The 20049-nt window shown below is 56.7% G+C and carries 20 protein-coding genes and 1 pseudogene; 6 read left to right on the forward strand and 15 right to left on the reverse strand.

Annotation, left to right across the window (positions count from 1 at the left end):
- Nucleotides 1–39: 39 nt before the first annotated feature.
- Together HH216_RS17235 and HH216_RS17240 are read left to right on the forward strand one after the other, a co-directional pair.
- The gene (locus HH216_RS17235; protein ID WP_169551922.1) at nt 40–504 is read left to right on the forward strand and encodes a PspC domain-containing protein; all 465 of its coding nucleotides are present in this window, start codon (nt 40–42) and stop codon (nt 502–504) included.
- A 52-nt stretch (nt 505–556) separates the two neighbouring features.
- Nucleotides 557–1603 carry a LiaI-LiaF-like domain-containing protein gene (locus tag HH216_RS17240; RefSeq protein WP_169551923.1) on the forward strand — a complete coding sequence of 349 codons (1047 nt, stop codon included), beginning with the start codon at nt 557–559 and terminating at the stop codon, nt 1601–1603.
- Nucleotides 1604–1762: 159 nt separating this feature from the next.
- On the opposite strand, the gene HH216_RS17245 is transcribed toward HH216_RS17240, so the two are convergent.
- From HH216_RS17245 to HH216_RS17290, 11 genes and pseudogenes are all read right to left on the reverse strand, one after another.
- A complete protein-coding gene (locus HH216_RS17245) occupies nt 1763–2188 on the reverse strand; it encodes a hypothetical protein (protein ID WP_254448483.1) in 426 nt (141 codons plus the stop codon).
- Between the two features lie 23 nt (nt 2189–2211).
- Nucleotides 2212–2676, reverse strand: a complete 465-nt coding sequence (locus tag HH216_RS17250) for a hypothetical protein (protein ID WP_169551924.1) — start codon at nt 2674–2676, stop codon at nt 2212–2214.
- A gap of 71 nt (nt 2677–2747) precedes the next feature.
- Nucleotides 2748–3319: pseudogene (locus HH216_RS17255) on the reverse strand (RNA polymerase sigma factor).
- Nucleotides 3320–3407: 88 nt separating this feature from the next.
- Nucleotides 3408–4364 (reverse strand): transketolase family protein, encoded by a 957-nt coding sequence (locus tag HH216_RS17260; RefSeq protein ID WP_169551925.1) that lies wholly within the window; start codon nt 4362–4364, stop codon nt 3408–3410.
- A gap of 35 nt (nt 4365–4399) precedes the next feature.
- The gene (locus HH216_RS17265) at nt 4400–4969 is read right to left on the reverse strand and encodes a hypothetical protein (RefSeq protein WP_169551926.1); all 570 of its coding nucleotides are present in this window, start codon (nt 4967–4969) and stop codon (nt 4400–4402) included.
- Nucleotides 4963–5976 carry an AAA family ATPase gene (locus HH216_RS17270; protein WP_169551927.1) on the reverse strand — a complete coding sequence of 338 codons (1014 nt, stop codon included), beginning with the start codon at nt 5974–5976 and terminating at the stop codon, nt 4963–4965. Before HH216_RS17270 ends, HH216_RS17265 begins: the two co-directional genes overlap by 7 nt.
- A gap of 66 nt (nt 5977–6042) precedes the next feature.
- Nucleotides 6043–6900, reverse strand: a complete 858-nt coding sequence (locus tag HH216_RS17275; protein WP_169551928.1) for a transketolase — start codon at nt 6898–6900, stop codon at nt 6043–6045.
- Between the two features lie 210 nt (nt 6901–7110).
- The gene (bcp, locus tag HH216_RS17280) at nt 7111–7557 is read right to left on the reverse strand and encodes a thioredoxin-dependent thiol peroxidase (protein ID WP_169551929.1); all 447 of its coding nucleotides are present in this window, start codon (nt 7555–7557) and stop codon (nt 7111–7113) included.
- 80 nt (nt 7558–7637) lie between these two features.
- Nucleotides 7638–9461 carry a M23 family metallopeptidase gene (locus HH216_RS17285; RefSeq protein WP_332871414.1) on the reverse strand — a complete coding sequence of 608 codons (1824 nt, stop codon included), beginning with the start codon at nt 9459–9461 and terminating at the stop codon, nt 7638–7640.
- Nucleotides 9410–9730: a hypothetical protein gene (locus tag HH216_RS26730; RefSeq protein WP_332871415.1), complete on the reverse strand. Its 321-nt coding sequence runs from the start codon at nt 9728–9730 to the stop codon at nt 9410–9412. The genes HH216_RS17285 and HH216_RS26730 overlap by 52 nt, the downstream gene beginning before the upstream one ends.
- Nucleotides 9731–9787: 57 nt before the next feature.
- The gene (locus HH216_RS17290; protein ID WP_169551930.1) at nt 9788–10399 is read right to left on the reverse strand and encodes a fumarylacetoacetate hydrolase family protein; all 612 of its coding nucleotides are present in this window, start codon (nt 10397–10399) and stop codon (nt 9788–9790) included.
- Nucleotides 10400–10630: 231 nt separating this feature from the next.
- Between HH216_RS17290 and HH216_RS17295 the strand changes: the two genes are divergently transcribed.
- Nucleotides 10631–11455, forward strand: coding sequence for a M48 family metallopeptidase (locus HH216_RS17295; protein WP_169551931.1), 825 nt, complete (start codon nt 10631–10633; stop codon nt 11453–11455).
- 230 nt (nt 11456–11685) lie between these two features.
- Here the strand turns inward: HH216_RS17295 and HH216_RS17300 are convergent, their stop codons facing one another.
- A complete protein-coding gene (locus HH216_RS17300; protein WP_169551932.1) occupies nt 11686–12693 on the reverse strand; it encodes an SDR family oxidoreductase in 1008 nt (335 codons plus the stop codon).
- Between the two features lie 171 nt (nt 12694–12864).
- The gene (locus tag HH216_RS17305) at nt 12865–13866 is read right to left on the reverse strand and encodes an LLM class flavin-dependent oxidoreductase (protein ID WP_169551933.1); all 1002 of its coding nucleotides are present in this window, start codon (nt 13864–13866) and stop codon (nt 12865–12867) included.
- Between the two features lie 347 nt (nt 13867–14213).
- Between HH216_RS17305 and HH216_RS26105 the strand changes: the two genes are divergently transcribed.
- Genes HH216_RS26105 through HH216_RS17315 form a run of 3 tightly spaced genes read left to right on the forward strand, consistent with a single transcriptional unit; the run spans nt 14214 to nt 17225 of the window.
- Complete coding sequence (locus tag HH216_RS26105; protein ID WP_254448484.1) at nt 14214–15386, forward strand: carboxypeptidase-like regulatory domain-containing protein; 1173 nt, start codon at nt 14214–14216, stop codon at nt 15384–15386.
- Between the two features lie 8 nt (nt 15387–15394).
- The gene (locus tag HH216_RS26110; RefSeq protein WP_254448485.1) at nt 15395–16621 is read left to right on the forward strand and encodes a TonB-dependent receptor domain-containing protein; all 1227 of its coding nucleotides are present in this window, start codon (nt 15395–15397) and stop codon (nt 16619–16621) included.
- A 28-nt stretch (nt 16622–16649) separates the two neighbouring features.
- The gene (locus HH216_RS17315; protein WP_169551934.1) at nt 16650–17225 is read left to right on the forward strand and encodes a hypothetical protein; all 576 of its coding nucleotides are present in this window, start codon (nt 16650–16652) and stop codon (nt 17223–17225) included.
- Nucleotides 17226–17341: 116 nt separating this feature from the next.
- Here the strand turns inward: HH216_RS17315 and pcaF are convergent, their stop codons facing one another.
- Nucleotides 17342–18547 (reverse strand): 3-oxoadipyl-CoA thiolase, encoded by a 1206-nt coding sequence (pcaF, locus tag HH216_RS17320; protein ID WP_169551935.1) that lies wholly within the window; start codon nt 18545–18547, stop codon nt 17342–17344.
- A gap of 97 nt (nt 18548–18644) precedes the next feature.
- Nucleotides 18645–20000 (reverse strand): 3-oxoacid CoA-transferase, encoded by a 1356-nt coding sequence (locus HH216_RS17325; protein WP_169551936.1) that lies wholly within the window; start codon nt 19998–20000, stop codon nt 18645–18647.
- Nucleotides 20001–20049 lie beyond the last annotated feature (49 nt).

Genomic DNA, 20049 nt, shown 5'->3' on the forward strand with positions numbered 1-20049 from the left:
ACGCTATAGCTTTACATCGTTAATCAATCAAAAAACGCCATGAACCAACGATTAGAGCGCATTGCCGACGAAGCCGTAGTCGGTGGTGTGGCGGCCGGACTGGCCCACTATTTCGGTATCAACCGCACGGTTGTTCGCTTACTGTTTCTGATCGGTATTCCGCTGCCGGGCTTTCCTTCACTGCTGATCTACGGTATCTTGTGGATCGTAATGCCGCAGCAGCCGCAGGGCATGTCTGTTCACTCGTCGACTTTATACGCAAACCCCCTGTTTTCTATGAATCCATACAATCCCAACCAGCCGAACACCCAGAACCGCAGCCTGATCGGTGGCGCCATCCTGATTGTGCTTGGTGTGCTGTTCCTGATCGACCGCTACTTCGACATCGACTTGGGCGATCTGTTTCCGTTCATCCTGATCGCGCTGGGGCTTTGGTTCATCTTCCGGGACCGGATTCGGCCACCCTACGACAACAATAGCAACCCTCCTTCGTCGGGCCTGTAAACCAACTGTCCGCGCTGACTTCACAGTCAGCGCGGCTATTCTGACAACTACCATGTATCAACGACGAAACGGTTTATTCTGGGGCATCGCGCTCCTCACGCTGGGCGTTCTATTTCTGGCCCGTCGGGCGGGCTGGCTCAATGTCGACTGGCACAGCCTGACCAACCTATGGCCGGTGTTGCTGATCTTGGCCGGTATCAACCTGATTCTGATACGCACCCGCAACCCGGCAGCTTTCATCACAACGGTTATGCTGGCCGTCGCTGTCCCGACCACGCTCTTCGGGTTCTTCTCCCGCGATCATAGCCGCTACAACATCGGGTGGAGCAGCAGTGACGACCACGACCAGGAAGAGGACGAGAACGATGAGGATGAGGATGACACGGATGACGAGGACAACGAAGACAATGATAACGAAGACGATTATCGGGCCGAGCGCGACCGCCGGGGCGACGGTGAGATGCACAGCAGCACGTTTACCGAAGCAATGTCGCCCGACACGCGCGAAGCGGTATTGAAACTGGCTGGCGGAGCCGGTCAGTTCAACATCGGCGAACCCTCGTCTGAGCTGATCAAAGCAGACACGAAGCAAACAGTCGGTACGTACTCCATGTCGGTCGAACGTGACCCGGCAACGCGCATCCCGACCGTCGAACTCAAACCGACCGATGGTAATCAGCATATTGAACTGAAAGATGGCAACTTCGAAAACCGCGTCGACGTACACCTCAACACGGCACCGGTCTGGACGATGGACATTGCGCTGGGGGCCGGGCAGGGCGAGCTTGACCTAAGTCAGTATGCCGTAAAATCGCTTAAAGTAGCGGCCGGAGCTGCCAGCCTGGATGTCAAGCTAAGCGACAAAGCCGATCAGTCAGATGTAAAGCTGGACGTTGGTGCTGCGTCGGTAACGGTACGGGTTCCCGAAGGCGTGGGGTGCCGTGTGAAAAAAGACGGGGCGCTGACATCCGAAAACCTTGACGGCTTCACAGAAACCGGTGGTGGCGAATTTCTCAGCCCCGGCTACGAAGCATCGACAAAGAAAATCACGATCCGCTTCGACGGTGGGCTGTCGAGCCTGAAAGTGGTTCGGTACTAGGTCGGTTTACGGTATTCGGTTGTCTCAGACAGCAGGATGCCGGTTCGCCGGTCCGATGTCTGAGACACGCAAAAAGGGGCCTGCATCCATTGCAGGCCCCTTTCGTATAACGGTTCTGTGATGCGTACCATCAAAAACCGAAAACTATAAACTGAATACCTAGTCCTTCAGCCGCTTCAACAGCATGTTGTTGAACATCTGCTCGGTTTTGTAGAGTTCAGCAAGTTGCGGGGGACTGATTACTTTTAGGAAACGATTTGAGTACTCTTCGTCCAAATCGGCCAGCTTCTGCCGTGTCGCGTTGACTTCGCGAATGCCATTCATAATCTGGTCGTCGTTCAGACTGCTGCGGCCGGGCTCGTTGTTAAGCTGCCGGATGCGCCGGTTCAGTTCCAGTTTTTTGTTGTTATAGTCGTTGTACACGGCCCAGAAGCCGGGAGCCTGTTCGGGGGTCAGATTCAGCCGATTCGTAATCATGCCAATTTTGGCGGATTCGATCTTCTGGCGACCGTTCAGGTCCTGTGCACCGGCTGCGGTGGCCAGCGTCAGCGAACCGATCAGCAGAGCAACACATGCGTAATTCATGGTGGTTGTACGTTTTATCACGGTCAGGAGTCCAGGTTTTTTGTCTCCGTTAGGTTTTGCTCGTCGAGTTTCTGGCGAATATCAGTCGGCTGCACGTTCAGAAACTGGATTGCCGTTGTATCGCTGCCCATCGACGCGTTGATCTGACCGACATCGGCCAGTTCGTATGGGTTGAGTCCCTGATCATCAAGATAGGCTGCGATAACATCATCGCTGACACCGGTCAGGGCTTCGGAAGGTAAAGCCTCCTGCCGCTGCGGTATCGTTTGCCAGACGAGTACGGCTACCAGACCCGCTCCCGCCATCGTCGCCAGCGACCGTTGCCACGACCAGCTGATCGAAAAGGCCGGTTTCGACTTACGCGCAATGCGGGATTGAAGCCGCATTGGCAGTTCATCGAAGTAGCCATCGGGTGCGTGAAACGGCTGTTGCCGGAGGGGGTGTTCCGGTGGCAGTTCATCAAGCCGAAAAAAGTCGTCCGTATTCATAAAGGAGGTCGAGCGAGCAGCTGTCTTAAATCATTGTATATACCGATTTGACTGATTCCCAGCGCCTGGGTTTAATCGGATGTGTCGGTTTTCTTAATAAAGTCTTCTATTTTTTTAACCGCCAGGTGATACGATGCTTTCAGCGCCCCAACCGACGTACCGGTGACTTCGGCGATGTCTTCGTATTTCATGTCGTCGAAGTACTTCATGTTGAACACCAGCCGCTGTTTGTCGGGTAGTTTGAGCAGGGCCTGCTGTAGTTTCAACTGCACTTCGTCGCCACTCGGTTCTCTACCCGACGTGGTGTAGTCGGAATTGCTTTCCAGCTTCTCCATCAGCTCGCCTTCCACGTCGCCGATGGGCAGAAAAAAGCGCCGACGTTTCTTGTTGAGGAAGTTAAGGCACTCGTTGGTGGCAATGCGGTACACCCATGTGTACAACTGACTATCCCCCGAAACTGTTCCAGACTGTTCCAGACTTTGATAAACGTTTCCTGCACCAGATCATCGGCATCGTCGTGGTCAATGACCATTTTCCGAACGTGCCAGTAAATCTTCTGCTGATACTTGCGCACCAGCAGATTAAAGGCATAGTTCCGGCTCGACGGATCGCGAAATTTGGCAAGCAGTTCTTCGTCAGTCATTCAGGGGAAGTTTGAGGTTCAAAGTTTAAGGTTCAAGGTTGCTTCAGTGACCAACCTTGAACCTTAAACCTTGAACTTTAAACTACAATTAAGCCTTGCGGCTCATTACTTTCTTTACCTGCGCGATGATGTTCTCGGCAGTCAGGCCGTATTTCTCCATCAGTTGCGCTGGGGTGCCGCTTTCGCCGAACGTGTCGTGAACACCGACGTACTCGATGGGGGCAGGATAGTTGCGCGACAATACCTGTGCCACGCTGTCGCCCAGACCACCGTTGAGCATGTGCTCTTCGGCCGTAACGGCGCAGCCCGTCTTCTTAATCGACGCCAGGATTGCTTCTTCATCCAACGGTTTAATCGTGTGAATGTTGATGATGTCGGCTTCGATACCTTCTTCCGCCAGCTTTTCGCCCGCCTTGATCGCTTCCCAAACGAGATGGCCCGTGCAGAAAATCGACACGTCTTTGCCTTCGTTTACCGTCCACGCTTTACCAATCTCGAACTTCTGATCGGCGGGGGTAAATACGGGAATGACCGGACGGCCGAACCGCAGGTAAACCGGCCCCTCATGCTCGGCGATAGCCAACGTAGCCGCTTTGGTCTGATTGTAGTCGCAGGGGTTGATAACGGTCATGTTGGGTAGCATTTTCATCATGCCCAGGTCTTCCAGAATCTGGTGCGTAGCCCCGTCTTCGCCCAGCGTCAGCCCCGCGTGCGATGCGCAGATTTTGACATTCTTGTTCGAATACGCAACCGACTGCCGGATTTGGTCATAAACGCGACCCGTAGCGAAGTTGGCAAAGGTCGTAGCGAAGGGGATGTGTCCGCCGATGGTCAGGCCGGCCGATACGCCGATCATGTTAGCTTCGGCGATGCCGCACTGCACAAACCGCTCGGGGTTTTCCTTAATGAACGTGTCGAGCTTAAGCGAACCGGCGAGGTCGGCGGTCAGCGCTACGACGTTGGGGTTGGTGCGGCCGAGTTCGGCAATACCCGCGCCGAAGCCCGAGCGCGTATCTTTTGATTCTGTGTATTCGTATTTCTTCATTTGGTGTAGCGACGCTCCAGGAACGTCGATCGTAGTTAGTTCGCCGAAGCGAGGGTTTGCAATTTCGTTAAAAAATACCGTGCCGACGGGCAGTTCTCATGCGCTGCCGCCCGCTCAATGGTGAAGCCGCATTTTATCATACGACGAGCGAGAATAGGTTTCGTCCCCACACCACGCCCTGTTTGCTGAATAAACAGTTGTCGGATAGTCTCGAACGGATCGGCTTCCTGCTCAGGGCGGTCGTGGTGAAATTCTACACCCATGATCACACTCATCGTGGTAGAATCGGCCAGAAACCAGGCTTCTGCGGCTCGAACGGCCACCACCGTATGCTGGTTGGGATGGTCGCCAATTCGCTTTCGCGTGTCATCAGCCGATACATCGTTGTCCTGATCGGTAAGGATCACAATGTGCGTAGCTCCACCTTTGTACAAAGCTGCTCGTCGCTTTTCAAGATTACGCGGCAACAGATTACCGTTTCCATCGGCATCTTGAATTGGCGACACACAGCGCAGTCCGCTGACCGTGAGCAACGCCTGAAACGCATCGGACCTGACGATCTTCACTTCCGTATCGCCTTCGCAGATAAACCCGACGTCTACCATGCGAGTCCTCCGTTTAAGGCGTTCGTCAGCCAGGCTTCATCGACGCGCATTCCGTTGAAATCCTCATTTCGAAACTGTCGGGTGGTAGTTGCTCCATCCTTTTTCTCAACGACAACAAATTCATTCGGCCGTACGCGCGACGCCATCGACTGTGAATGCGTATTGAGCCAGATATAATGACCGCGTTCCTCACACATAATGCGAAAGAAATCAACCAGTTCTCCCGCTACCTGCGGATGTAGACCGTTCTCCGGCTCTTCAATGCACAGAAATTGCGGCTTGTCGTCGCTTTGGTAAACGGCGGTCAGCAGGGCCAGAATGTTATACGTGCCGTCGGAAATCAGGTCTTTGGTAAAATACTCCGAAGATGAATTCTCAAACCAGTGCAACTCGTCCCGATCATCAACTTCTACCGCTTTGAAGCCTGGTATAAACAGCTCCAGCCACTCGAATATTTCGTCGCGCAGGAGGGGACTAGTTAGGATGCGCTTCAACACAGGCTCTAAATTAGTCGCTGCCAAGTCAAGCGAAATCTCATCCTGATACGGAAATCTCAACGTATCTCTATTCCCGACGAACAGTCTAAGGAAGCGGTAGAAAAATTGGTCTGTTGCACTAGTGCGCCATCTTTCTCCATCTTGAACGAATATCGGTGATCCTTGCCCTCTTTCGCGTGCTCCAGGAATTCCTTTAGATTCAAGGGCCGCTTTATTGCGAAAATCATGACTGATAAAAGCTGTGTGCGGGAAACTGTCGAATGAACTGTCGAAGCGAAAACTCTTAGCAGTTTTGTTACCTCTATTTGTTAGTTTTTCAGTTCCACCGAACAATCGTACAGCCTCAGAAGGATAAACCCGAGTATAGCTGTTCACAAATTCCAGAGCTTCGAAAATATTCGATTTGCCGGAACCGTTGGGGCCGACAAAGACCGTGAACGGATTCGGCTCAATGAGTTCGATCCGTTCAATGGACTTGAAATTTTCGATGACCAGGCGGTTGATCTTCATGACGCAGGCGGCACGGCAAGTGGTTGTACGAACAGCAGGATGCTGTTCGAGACAAATTTGTCAGGATTAATAGTCCGAGAAGCCGACGGATAGGGGGAGTTGGTTCATGGCCTGCGTAACCTGCTCCGCGTTGGGGGCGACGCCGTGCCACTTGTAGTTACCCACCATGTAATCGACGCCGAAGCCCATTTCAGTGTGCATCAGAATCAGCGTTGGTACGTCGGGGTTTTCCTGCGCTTTTTTCAGCGTCTTAACCACGTCGGCCATGTCGTTGCCCTTCATCTCGTCGACGTGCCAGCCGAACGCCTTGTACTTAGCGGCCAGGTCGCGGTTGTCGTTGACGTTCTCGGTGGTGCCGTCGATCTGTGCGAGGTTAAAGTCGACAACGGCGGTCAGGTTGCCGAGTTTCTTGTTGGGGGCAAATTGGGCGGCTTCCCAGATTTGGCCTTCCTGCTGCTCACCGTCGCCCATCAGTACGTAGACGTGTCTGTCGTCGCCGTTGAGTTTTTTCGAGTAGGCAGCACCGGCGGCTACCGACAGGCCCTGTCCCAGCGAACCCGACGCGATGCGGACGCCCGGTAGGTGTTCGGCGGTGGTGGGGTGTCCTTGCAGGCGGCTGTCGAGCTTACGGAATGTCGCGAGTTCGGCCAGTGGGAAGTAACCGGCGCGGGCCAGTACGGAGTAGAAAACGGGCGAAATGTGGCCGTTCGAGAGGAAGAACAGGTCTTCGTCGGTGCCATTCATGTCGAAGATAGGCGTGCCGTCGGCATTTTGTTTCCGACGCATTACGTCAAAGTACAGGGCAACCAGAAAGTCGGTGCAGCCAAGCGAACCACCGGGGTGGCCAGAGCTGACAGCAGCTACCATGCGGACAATATCCCGCCGAACGGCGGTGGCAACGTGTTCGAGTTGTTCGATTTCCATGCGTAGTTAGTAATGAATTTCGGGTGTAATAATACGGCTTTAGAAGGAACTGACAGGCTTTTTGTAGACAGGATTACCGGATTGACAGGATTTTATCTACTTCTGATTGCAGTTTAACAGGCCGAAGAGCGTACTCTGTGCTGATCCGCACCATTCGCGTCATCCGCTTGCCATCCAACCCTGTTAATCCTGCAATCCTGTCGATGAAAATCAGCCCAGCAGCTGCTTCGCGTGGTTTTTCGTATCGATTTTACCGATGATGCTGGTGATAATGCCCTGCTCATCGACGACGAAGGTCGTGCGGACGGTACCCATGTAGGTACGGCCGTAGTTGGACTTTTCCTGCCACACCCCGTAGGCTTTCACAATCTGTTTGTCGGTGTCGGCAACGAGCCGAAACGGCAGGTCATACTTTTGCGCGAACTTCTGGTGCGACGCCTGACTGTCGATGCTAACGCCCAGCACTTCGTAGCCAGCCGCCTGCAAGTCGTTGTAGTTGTCGCGTAAGCTGCAAGCCTGCGCCGTGCAACCGGGTGTGTCGTCTTTGGGGTAGAAGTACAGGGCCACCCGCCGACCCCGGTAGTCAGATAGCCGAACAGGTTCGCCGTATTGGTCGGTACTCGTAAAGTCAGGGGCTGGATCGCCGGTGGTGAGCATTGTGTTTAAGGTTTGTGGTTCAATGTTTAAGGTTCGGAAATTAACAGTAAACGTTAAACTACAAACCTTAAACTCCTCATCTATTTCCGCCTGCGTTTCCTCGTCACTGTCTTGCGGACGGGGGGGCGGGGAACGTGAACGGTGGTTTCGGCCTGCCCGATGTTGCCCGCTCGATCTTTTACCTGAATCAGGATTTCGGCACCCTCCTCGAACGGTTCGGCGGGGTCCAGTTTATCCGACCAGAGCAGGGCGCGTTTGTAATCGTACTGCATTAGTACCCACTCGCCGTTGACCAGGGCGCGGAAATCGGCGATACCCGAGAGGTCGTCGCGGATTTTGGCCGTGATGCCGTTGGGCGTGGCACCAGTGATCTGTACCGATGGCGGGGTGTTGTCAGTCAGGAGTTTGAAGCGGCCCAGGTTGCGGGTTAGGAAGTCGATCCGGCTGTTTTGCCAGGTGCCACCCAGAAAACTTGGCCGTCCACCGCTGACCCAGTACATCTTCGTTCGCATGGTGTCGACGGTGCCCGGCGAATAGCCGGACTGGTACTGCACTGACAGAAAATCGTTCAGCGGAATCGTCGACTGGTTGATTTCGATACCACCTTCGGGCAGCGAACGTACGGCCAGATGAAGCGTGTCGAACAGGGTTTTGGGCGAGAACGACAGCCGCGCATTCCCAGTGGTCAGCGTCTCCGGTCGGCCGGGCAGAATGCGCTTGCGGAAGTTAGTGCGGACCACCTGCCGACCAAATAGAATCGAGTCAGGCATTGTCTTGCGGAGGTCGATCAGGTACACGGCTTTGTCGCCCTGCACGTAGCTGACGGCCTGACTGACACTGCTGCGCCCGGTCATCAGTTGCGCGGTGGGCGGGTTGCTGGTCGACACGTTGCGGACGGTCAGTTTCAGCACGTTTTCGTCGGTCGTAATCGTCGCGACGGGCGGACCGGATGGCTGTACCAGGGGAGGGGACACCCCCGGCGCGGGCAACCCCACCTCGCTGCTGTCGATGGGTTCGGCGTTCGGATCGTTGGTGAGCGTGTCCGCGGGGGGCGGGGGAACGGGAACGCCGTCGGGCAGAATCGTAAACGTCAGGCGGGCCGCGTGGTCGTAGGCGTCGAACAGCGTGATCGTCACCTCGTGCGGCTGTTTATCGAGTAGCGGCAATCGGCCCCGGTAGGCCGAATTCGTTGCTGAATACAATTGCAGCGTGTTGCCGTCGGCGATATAGCCCCGGTGGTACCGCTGCCCCGTCGTTTGCTCGACCTCGTAATTTTCGTGGATATTCAGGAGTCGCGTCTGCTCATTGGGGAAGCTGTTCATGTTGTAGGCGAACACCTCCCGTCCGTCGAGCCGGACCTCCATGCAGTTGATACCGTTGCGGTAGGGCGACCCGTTGGCTTTATCGTAGCCCAGTACTTCCAGCCCGATCAGCCCTGACGCGGACACTGGCTGGGTAAGTGTATACGAACCATCTGACCGGCGGACCGGCGCATATGTGACCCGCTGGTATTCGCCGTTGATGCGCGATTCGGCGGTCATCGTTTTCAGGGCGATACGCTCGAAGTAAGGCGGTACGTCGTCGCCTAGTTCGGAAAAGTTGTAGAGCAGCGGGTTGATGAGGTTGTCGCGGGCGTCGCGGACTTCAAAGTGCAGGTGCGGTCCGCCCGACCCGCCCGTGTTGCCCGATGCCGCAATGATGTCGCCCTGCTTAACGGTAAACTGACCGGGGGCGGGGCGCAGGTCGATCTCGAACGTTTTGCGGGCGTACTGCTGCTCGTGCAGGTAGCGGCCCAGCGTGTCGTTGAGGGTTTTGAGGTGGCCGTATACCGTCGTCAGACCGTTGGGGTGTTTCAGGAAAACGACGTTGCCGTAGCCGCCGGTAAACACCGCAATGCGCGACACGTAGCCATCCGCAGCGGCATGGACCGGTAGCCCCTCGCGGCCCCCGTGCGGATGTCAAGCCCCGCGTGGAAGTGGTTGGGCCGCAAATCGCCGAGACCACCCGACAGCGAGTTGGCCCCACCCGGCTGAATGGGAAACAAAAAATAGCCGGGCTGAATCGTACCCGGCTGAATGTAACCATTCGGGCGGTTGGGTGCCGGAGTTTGTCCCCGCGATTGGCCAAGCGTGGTCAGGGCAAGCAGGGCACTGTAAAACAGCAGTCGTTTCAATGAAAAACAGGAAAAAGCAATCCGGTATCTATTTACTAGACGCAGCCGGTCAATAATTTATTTTACGTCGACCGTTAGCATAGGGCGGTCTTCCAGGTAGCAGGTCAGTGTATCGCCGATCTGTACGGGGCCAACGCCTTTGGGCGTACCGGTGAAGATAATATCGCCCTGTTGCAGCAGGAAATAGCGCGACACGAACGAGATCAGGTAATCGATTTTGAACAGCATCAGGCTTGTGTTGCCCTGCTGCCGCGTTTCACCGTTGATGTCGAGCCGGAAGTTCAGGTTTTGCAGGTCGGCAAACTCAGTTTTGGCAACGAAGTTCGAGATAGGGGCCGAGCCGTTGAAGGCTTTGGCGAGTTCCCACGGCAGACCTTTCGCTTTCAGCTTGCTCTGCACGTCGCGGGCCGTGAAGTCGATACCTACGCCGATTTCGTCGTAATACTTATGGGCAAACTTCTGGTCGATGTTTTTGCCAACCCGATTGATTTTGACCAGCACCTCCACTTCGTGGTGGACGTCTTTGGAAAAATCGGGGTAAAAAAACGGTTCGTGGCGCAGCGGGAGGGCCGTTTCCGGTTTGAGGAAAATGACGGGATCGTCGGGCTGTTCGTTGTTGAGTTCGTGGATATGGTCGACGTAGTTGCGACCGACGCAAATGATTTTCATAGTGTTACTACGGGGGCTGGCCCCGGTCAGAAGAGGGCGAAAGGAATCGGGCAGGCGCTAAGGCAACCGGCACAGGCTCGTCGATTAAACGAACGGAACCATCGCAAATCTAAGGAGTAAAGCGCCCCTGACCACGCCAACGGGAAAAAATTCAAACAAACCAAGCGGTGTAACAGTCATAATGGGTGTTCTGATTTTACCATTCCTACACAAAAGAAAACAAAGTACCCTATGAAGAAGATGATGATCGCGCTGATTGGTATTGCGCTGGCCGTAACGGCCTGTGAGCGGGTACCACTAACGGGGCGCAAGCAGTTGATTCTGGTGCCGAATAACGAGATGCTGAGCATGAGTTTTACCCAGTACAAACAGTTTCTGGATACCAGTAAAGTTGTTAGCAGTAATTCGGGCGACGCCGAGATGGTCAGCCGAGTAGGTGGCCGTATCCGGCAGGCTGTCGAAGCGTACATGAACAGCAACGGCCTTAGCAAGCGGCTGGAAGGGTTCAAATGGGAATACCATCTGGTGCAAAGCCCGCAGGTCAACGCCTGGTGTATGCCCGGCGGTAAAATCGTAGTCTATTCCGGCATCCTGCCGTATACGCAGAACGAAGCCGGACTGGCAACGGTGCTGGGCCACGAAGTATCGCACGCCGTGGCTGAACACGGTAACGAGCGGATGAGTGAAAGTCTGGTCGCCAACCGTTTGTTGCAAGTCGGTCAGGTCGCGACGGGTATCAGCACGGCGTCGCGCAGCCCGCAGACGCAGGCTATTTTTCAGCAGGCGTTTGGCATCGTGGGTCCGCTGGCGTATCAGTATGGCGTCGGGTTGCCCCACAGCCGCCGTCAGGAGTCGGAAGCTGACCATCTGGGCCTGATTTTCATGGCAATGGCTGGGTATGACCCTCACGAAGCCATTACGTTCTGGACCCGCATGGCCAAAGCGAGTGGTGGTAAAGCCCCCGCCGAATTTATGTCGGATCACCCCTCCGACGCCCGCCGGATCGCCGACCTGGAAAAGCTCATGCCAGAGGCTATGAAGTACTACAAACGGTAGTTTAAGGTTTGTGGAATTTGTAAAGCTATTGCTTTGTATCCGGCAGCATCCTGCTGTCGGAGCCGCGATAGCGGCTAACAGGGCTTCTACCAATTAGCCTATCGGCTCCGACAGCAGGATGCTGCCGGATACAATGTGATCAAGTCCATCTGAAGTTACAAAAACACAAAAGGGGACGTATCTATCAGATGCGTCCCCTTTTGTGTTTGCTGGGTAACTGAATCTGCTGATCAGGGCTGACCGTTACCACCCGCCGAGCCGTAAACCTGACCGGTGGCGAAACTGGCGTCGCTGGCTGCCAACTGTACGTAGATAGAGGCTAGTTCAGCCGGCTGACCGGGCCGACTCAGTGCTGTGTTCTCACCGAATGTTTTGAGCTTTTCGGCCGTGGCTCCACCACTCGGTTGCAGGGGTGTCCAGATCGGGCCGGGCGCAACACCGTTGACCCGGATACCTTTCGGCCCCAGTTGCTTGGCCAGTGACTTCACGTAATTCATGGTCGCGGCTTTGGTCTGCGCGTAATCGTACAGGTTGGGCGACGGGTCGTATGCCTGCTCGGAGGTGGTGCCGATGATGGCCGAACCGGCTGGCATGTGGGGCAAAGCCGCTTTGATGATCCAGAACGGCGCGTAGATGTTCGTTTTCATCGTCGCGTCAAAATCTTCGGTCGTCAGGTCGAGAATAGACTCGCGCTGTTGTTGCCGACCGGCGTTGCTGACCAGAATATCCAGTCCGCCCAATCCTTTCACGGCTTCATCGACCAGCCGCTTGCAAAACGCTTCGTCGCGGATGTCGCCGGGAATGGCAATACCTTTTCGGCCAGCCGCTTTGATCAGGTCAATGACTTCTTTCGCGTCAGACTCTTCGGCCGGCAGGTAGTTGATAGCTACGTCGGCCCCCTCCCGGGCGTACGCAATGGCTGCGGCCCGGCCCATGCCTGAGTCACCCCCGGTAATCAGGGCCCGGCGACCCGTCAGACGACCGGAACCTTTGTAGCTGGTTTCGCCGTGATCAGGCCGGGGATTCATTTTGCTGACCAGACCCGGGAAGGGCTGCATGGGGGTGTTAAACGGTGGCTTCGGGTATTTGCTGACCGGATTTTCGAGAGCCGGTGGCGCTGTTGCGTCGGGCTGCTGATCCGGCGATCCGGCCAGAGCGGGGGTAGCAATAACGGCTGCCAGGCCGCTGCTCAAGCCGCCGATCACCTGGCGACGGCTTACTGAATTCGATGTGTCCATTCCTGTATTCGTTGAGTAAGTCAATCGGGTCGGGTATACACTACCGACCCGATTGATTAACCAGCGGTACAGGCAAAGGTTAGCTGCTAACGGCTATTTAATCCTGCCAGATGGCTTACGGACTGTCGAGCCGTTGAAGTCATGCAGCGTAACGACCGACGAGTCAAACCGTTAGACCGCTACACTGGCCAGCTCTTCCCGTACCTGAGCCACCAGGTCGATGGAATGAAGCCGGGCGGCCTGGTCGAAAATGGGGGCGGTCATGATCAGCTCGTCAGCACCCGTTTCGTCGATGATGCGGGCCAGCCCCTGCCGCACCGTGTCGGGCGAGCCGATTACCGAATAACGCAGCATCTGTTCCATACCCGCCAGTTCGTCGGGAGAAGCCAGTCGGCTGATGTCGTCGACGGGCGGGGCCATCTGCGACGCTTTACCCCGCCGGATGTTTAGAAACTGCTGCTGTACCGACGTAAACAACCGCTGTGCTTCGGCGTCGGTATCGGCCACGACGGCGTTCATCGCGACCATCATATACGGCTCTGATAACGTTGCCGACGGCCGGAACTGTGTGCGGTAGGTGTGAATGGCCTGTAGCAGATGCGTAGGGGCGAAGTGCGACGCAAAAGCGTAGGGGAGGCCCAGATAAGCCGCCAGCTGCGCCCCGTACAGGCTCGACCCCAGAATCCAGATCGGCACATTTAGCCCTTCGCCCGGCACAGCCCGCACGCGTTGCCCATCTTCGGCGTCCTGAAAATACTGCTGCAATTCAAGCACGTCCTGCGGAAAACTGTCGGCCTGTGTGTTGTTGCGCCGAAGCGCCTGCGAGGTGTACCCATCCGAACCCGGCGCCCGGCCCAGTCCCAGATCAATTCGGCCGGGATACAGTGATTCCAGCGTACCGAACTGCTCGGCAATGACCAGCGGGGCGTGGTTGGGCAGCATGATGCCGCCCGACCCTACGCGGATCGTCTTCGTTCCAGCCGCTACATAGCCAATGACAACCGATGTAGCCGCACTGGCTACGCCGGGCATGTTGTGGTGCTCGGCCAGCCAATATCGGTTGTAACCCAGTGCTTCGGCCCGTTGCGCCAGCGCCAGCGTGCTACGAAACGAGTCGGCGGGGGTGCTGCCCGCAACGACGGGGGATAAGTCAAGAATTGAAAAAGGAATCATAACCGAGAGGAGTAGCAACGGCATTGCGGCCGTCTGTTTAATTGGAAAACGGTGGGGGATGGGGAAAAGGTTCTTTTGTGTTACCCTCACCCCCGGCCCCTCTCCCAAAACGGGAGAGGGGTGTCGCTAACGACAGACAATATTTCGTTACATACTCAATGTAGAACAGACTAGGTACTAGAAAAAAGCCGAAGGCTATTTTACCGCAAGTCACCCCTCTCCTGTTTTAGGAGAGGGGCCGGGGGTGAGGTCAACGCTTTTTCAACCCCACCACAACCAAACCCGGATTTTTCCGTTAATATTGCAACGTCGTTGCAAATGTGATTGCATAAGTCTTTCTGGCATTCATGCCTATATACCGTTTTTTCATTACTGTTCTTGTTTTAGCAAGCCACCTGTTGCCGCTGACGGTGTTGGGTCAGCAGCCGTGTTCGGGTGTGCTGACCGGGCGAGTCGTCGGGCAGGATAACGGCCAGGCATTACCCGGTGCGTCGGTGTATGTGCGGGAACGGCAGACCGGGGCCGTCGCCGACACGGCCGGGCAGTTTCGGGTTACACCGCTGTGCCCCGGCAACTACACGCTGACCATCGAATACATCGGCTACAAAACGCTGACGGTGTCCGCAACGGTTGGCACCGATTTGCTGACGACGATGCCCACAGTCCGGCTTGTTCCCGACAATCATACCTTGCAGGAGGTCGTCGTGACGGAGCATCGGTCGGAAGCGCAGAAGCTGTTGCAGGTGCAGACGGACCTGAGCGGCAACGCCCTCAACGCCGTGCGGGGGCAGTCGCTAGGGGAGAGCCTGAAATCACTGCCGGGCCTGTACTCAATTCAGACGGGTCCGTCGATTTCCAAGCCTGTCATTCATGGCCTGTACAGCAACCGGATTATTACGCTTAACAACGGCGTTCGGCAGGAAGATCAGCAGTGGGGTACCGAACACGCGCCCCAGATTGACCCATTTCTGGCCACGCGCATCACCGTCATCAAAGGTGCGGCCGGTATCCGCTACGGCTCCGATGCCATCGGGGGCGTTATCCTGATCGAACCGGCCGCCATGCCCACCGCGCCCGGACTGGGTGGCGAACTGAATCTGGTTGGCGCAACCAACGGGCGGCAGCAGACCGCGTCGGGGTTGATCGAGCAGGCATTGGGTGGTCCACTCACTGGATTAAGCTGGCGGGTTCAGGGAACGCTCAAAAAGGTTGGCTACGCCCGAACACCCGATTACTTCTTGGAGAACAGCAGTTACCACGAAACCAACTATTCGGCCGCGCTCAACTACACTCGGAAAAATGCCGGTATCGACTTGTTCTACAGTCAGTTTGCTACGCGGATCGGGTTATTCAGGGGGGCGCAGGTCGGTAGCCTTGCGGATTTTTACGCGGCCATCGCCCGACCGGAGCCACTAAGTCAGCCGGGGTTTTCGTACGCGCTCGACCGGCCTTACCAAGACGTGCAGCACGATCTGTTTCGCCTGCGGGCCTTCGTCCGGTCTGATCGCTGGGGACGCTGACGGCGACCGTGGCGCGGCAGCAGAACGTCCGGCAGGAGTACGATTTGCTCTCGTTCAGCCGCTCCACCGACCCTGAACTGTACCTGAAACTGGTGACGCACACGGCCGATCTGGTCTGGGAACATGCGCCCGTTCAGACCAAAAACGGCGGTCGCTGGACGGGCAGCGCAGGCTTTAGCGGTATTACGCAGGGAAACGTCCGTCGGTTTCTGTTTCTGATCCCGAACTTCCGCAACTACGGGGCGGGGCTGTTTGCCATCGAACGCTATGCCCGTGGCCGCTGGACGGTCGAAGGGGGGCTACGTTACGACTACCGCTGGCTGCGGGCGTATTTCCGCGACGAAGTGACCGAACTGGTCACGAACAAAACCCGCGACTGGCAGAACGTGATGGGGTCGCTGGGGGCGACGTTTCAGCTAACGCCCGAACTGACGCTGACCGGTACGCTCGGTACGGCCTGGCGGGCGCCCAACGTCAGCGATCTGTATTCCGATGGGTTGCATCAGAGTGCGGTGGCTTACGAACGCGGCAACCCGAATCTGAACCCCGAATACGCCGTTAACACTAACCTGAACATCGAATACAACCACAATCGGCTGCGTGTCGATCTGAGTCTGTACAACAACCGAATCGACAACTACATCTACCTCAAACCCGACTCGGTGCCGATTGTGCGGCAGCGGGGGGCGTTCCCGGCCTACACCTATAATCAGGTGCTGGCCACATTCCGGGGTGTCGATGCGACGATTCAGTACAAGCTGCTGCCCCGGCTGACGCTGATTTCCAAGACCTCGCTGCTTTACGCCTACGACCATACTAACAATGGCTATTTGGTCTACATCCCACCAAACCGGACCGACAACGGCCTGCGCTACGATTTTATCGGTGACGATGCCAGCTCGTCGCGCCGGGTGTCGGGGCTGTACGTGCGTGCCAACGTGCTATACGTAGCCCGGCAGAACCGGGCCCCGGCGGTGAGCGAACGGCAGGAAAACGGGCAGCTTATCTTCACCGGTGACTTTGCCCCGCCACCACCGGCCTACACGCTGGTCGGTGCCGAAGTGGGGATGCGCTGGGAGGTAGCCGGGCATCCGCTGAGCATCATCCTGACGGGGTCAAACCTGCTCAACCAACGTTACCGCGATTACCTCGACCGATTCCGCTACTTCGCCGACGAGCCCGGCCGCAACATTATGCTCAAACTCCGTATGCCACTGGGGCAGCGGAAAAGCTAATCTCTTCTCAACTAAAACAAACAACTCTATGCAACCCATGCAAAAATCCTCGCTGCTGTTTTTGCTGGCCGTTGGCCTGATGGCTGGTGCCTGTAAAAAAGACGAACAGAACGTCGACCCGACCGACGACAACGAAGCGATCACCACGGCGACGCTTTCGCTAACCAACGTAGCTTCCCCGTCTGAAGTCGTCTCCGGGACGATTGAGAACCTGAACACGTCGGCCAGTTTCACCAATGCGACGCTGAATCTGAAAGCCAACACGACGTACAATGGCAGTATCTCGCTGCTCGATAAAACCAAAACCCCAACGGTCGACGCAACGGAGGAAATTCGGGAAAAGACCAACGAGCACCTGTTTGTGTACATGTATATGCCCAGCGGCACAACTACATCGGCAGTGTCAGTAACGATCACCGACCGCGATACTAACCCGTCGCCGGGGCCGTATCCGGTTGGGCTGACAACCCGGATGCAGACAGGATCGACGGCCGGTTCGGGGTCAATGCACGTGGTGTTGCGCCATCAGCCAAACAGCAAAAACGGGACGGAGCAACCCGGTACTACCGATCTGGATACGTCATTCCCGGTCGTGATCAAGTAGGCCCAGCGGACGGTTATCAACGCAACAAGCCCCGTTTCTCGCTGGTGAGAGATGGGGCTTGTTGCTTTTTCGTCATCCTGATGATAGGAATGGTCTTCGCCCTGACGTTGCGGTTATTAAACCCGCTCAATCACGACAGCATACCCCATCCCGACACCAACGCACATGGTGGCCAGGGCGTAGCGTTTCTGTTGATGCGCCAGTTCCAGCGCGGCACTCTGGAGAATACGCGTACCCGACATCCCCAGCGGATGCCCCAGCGCGATGGCCCCGCCGTTGGGGTTGATACGTGGGTCGTCGTCGGCCAGGCCGAGCTGCCGGATGCAGGCCAGCGATTGGGCGGCAAAGGCTTCGTTCAGCTCTATAACGTCGATCTGATCGAGCGTCAGACCTGCTTTTTTGAGCACTTTCTGCGTGGCCGGGACGGGGCCGATACCCATGATGCGCGGTTCAACACCCACCACCGCCGACGCCACGATGCGCGCCTTTGGGGTGAGACCGTGCTGTTTGGCCCCCGCTTCCGACGCTAGTAACATAACCGCTGCCCCGTCGTTCAGACCAGCCGCGTTGCCCGCCGTAACGGTGCCGCCGGTGGTTTTAAAAGCCGGTTTCAGCGTCGCCAGCACGTTGGTTGTGGTCGATGGTTTTACGAATTCGTCGTGATCGAATACGGTCACGGCTCCCTTCTTGCCGGGAATCTCGACGGCCTTAATTTCCTCAGCCAGCCGACCCGATTGTTTCGCCCGCGCGGCTTTCTGCTGCGACCGATACGCAAACAGATCCTGATCTTCCCGACTGATACTGTACAGTTCGGCCAGGTTTTCCGCCGTTACGCCCATTGCATCGACGCCGTACAACTCGCGCATTTTGGGGTTGATAAATCGCCAGCCGAAGCTCGAGTCGAACAGTTGAACGTCGTTACCGAACGGTTTCGCGCTTTTCGACATCACCCACGGCCCGCGTGTCATGTGCTCGACGCCCCCGGCAATGAACACGTCGCCGTCGCCCGTACTGATGGCCTGCCCCGCCTGCGCCACCGCCGACATTCCCGACGCGCACAACCGGTTGACGGTTACGCCCGGCACGGTTATGGGTAAACCCGCCAGCAGCAGGGCCATGCGGGCTACGTTGCGGTTGTCTTCCCCCGCCTGATTGTGGCAACCAAGGAGCACGTCCTCAACAGCATCAGGAGCCAGCGACGGGTTGCGGGCCAGCAGTTCGCGGATAGGCAGTGCCGCCAGATCGTCGGCCCGAACCGGTGATAAACTCCCCCCAAAACTGCCAATCGGGGTACGTATCGCGTCAATTATGTAAGCATCCATAGTTCAGAGAGTGAAAGAGTGAAAGTATGAAAGAGTGAAAGATGGGTGGCGTGCGTCAGCAACTTTCGCTCCGCTTCGGCGGTCCGATTTCATTCTTTCATTCTTTCACTCTTTCGCTCATTAAAAAGCTCGCGCTCGTTTTTGCCTGGACTTCGGCCAGCGTGGCGCCGGGCATGAGTTCGAGCAGGGTGAGCTGATTGTTGGGGTAAGTGAATACGGCCAGGTCGGTGATAATCATCGAGACCACGCCCGAGGCCGTCAGCGGGAGGGTACACTGCGGCACGATCTTGGGCGACCCGTCGGGGTTGGTGTGCGTCATTGTGATAATCAGGCGCTTGGCTCCTTTGGCGAGGTCCATCGCTCCGCCAACGCCGAGCAGGGGTTTGCCCGGTACAGCCCAGTTGGCGAGGTTGGCCGACTCGTCGGCTTCCAGCCCGCCCATGATGGCCACGTCGACGTGCTTTCCGCGAATCATGGCGAATGAATCGGCACTGTCGAAGTAGCTGCTGCCGGGCAGGGCCGTCACCGGAATCTTGCCCGCGTTGACCGGGTAATCCATCGCCCCACCGCCATCGGCCGGAACCGGACCCACGCCCAGCATTCCGTTTTCGGTGTGCAGAATGATGCCGTGCTCGGGCGTAATCAGGTCGGCTACCAACGTCGGGATGCCGATGCCTAGGTTTACGACGTCGCCCCGGTGCAGTTCGTCCAACGCCCGGCGGGCCATGTTCATCCGGCTCTCGTCTACTTTTTTCGACGACGATACCGACGCCGAACTACCCAGGTCTTCGAGCGTGAGTTTAGCTTCGACCAGATAATCGACATAGCAACCGGGTGTATGAATGTGCTCAGGCGCAATGTCGCCGACGGGCACAATCTCCTCAACCTCAGCGATAACCAGATCGGCGGCTGTTGCCATCGCTTTGTTGAAATTATTTTCGGTCATGCGGTAGGTGAGGTTGCCCGCCGTGTCGGCCCGCCACGCCCGGATGAACGCGACGTTGCCGCGCAGGGCCTTGACAAACACCTGCTCTACGCCGTCGATGACTTTGGTTTCGTGACCTTCTGCAATCAGTGTCCCGGCCGCCGTGGGCGTGTAAAAACCGCCGATACCGGCTCCGCCCGCCCGCAACGCTTCGGCTAGCGTACCCTGCGGCAGTAACTCATACGCCACCGCCCCTGACTGAGCGGCTTTCACCGCATCGGGGTTCGACGTAAAAAAGGAACCGATCATCTTGCTGATCTGCCCGTTACGCAGCAGCCGACCGCCACCCAGCCCCGGCTCGCCGGTATTGTTGCCGATAAATGTCAGGTTTTTGGTGCCGCGTTCGGCCAGGGCGTGCATCAGGTGAACGGGGTTGCCGGTCATGCCGAAGCCGCCCTGCAACAGCGTATCGCCATCGTTGACCAGCGCAGCCGCATCGGTAAGTGAAAGTATGGGGACGGATTTCATGGGCAATGAGTGAATTGTGAATGAGTACTTTAAAGAGCGAAAGTGTGAA

The sequence above is a fragment of the Spirosoma rhododendri genome, assembly GCF_012849055.1.
Taxonomy (GTDB): Bacteria; Bacteroidota; Bacteroidia; order Cytophagales; family Spirosomataceae; genus Spirosoma; species Spirosoma rhododendri.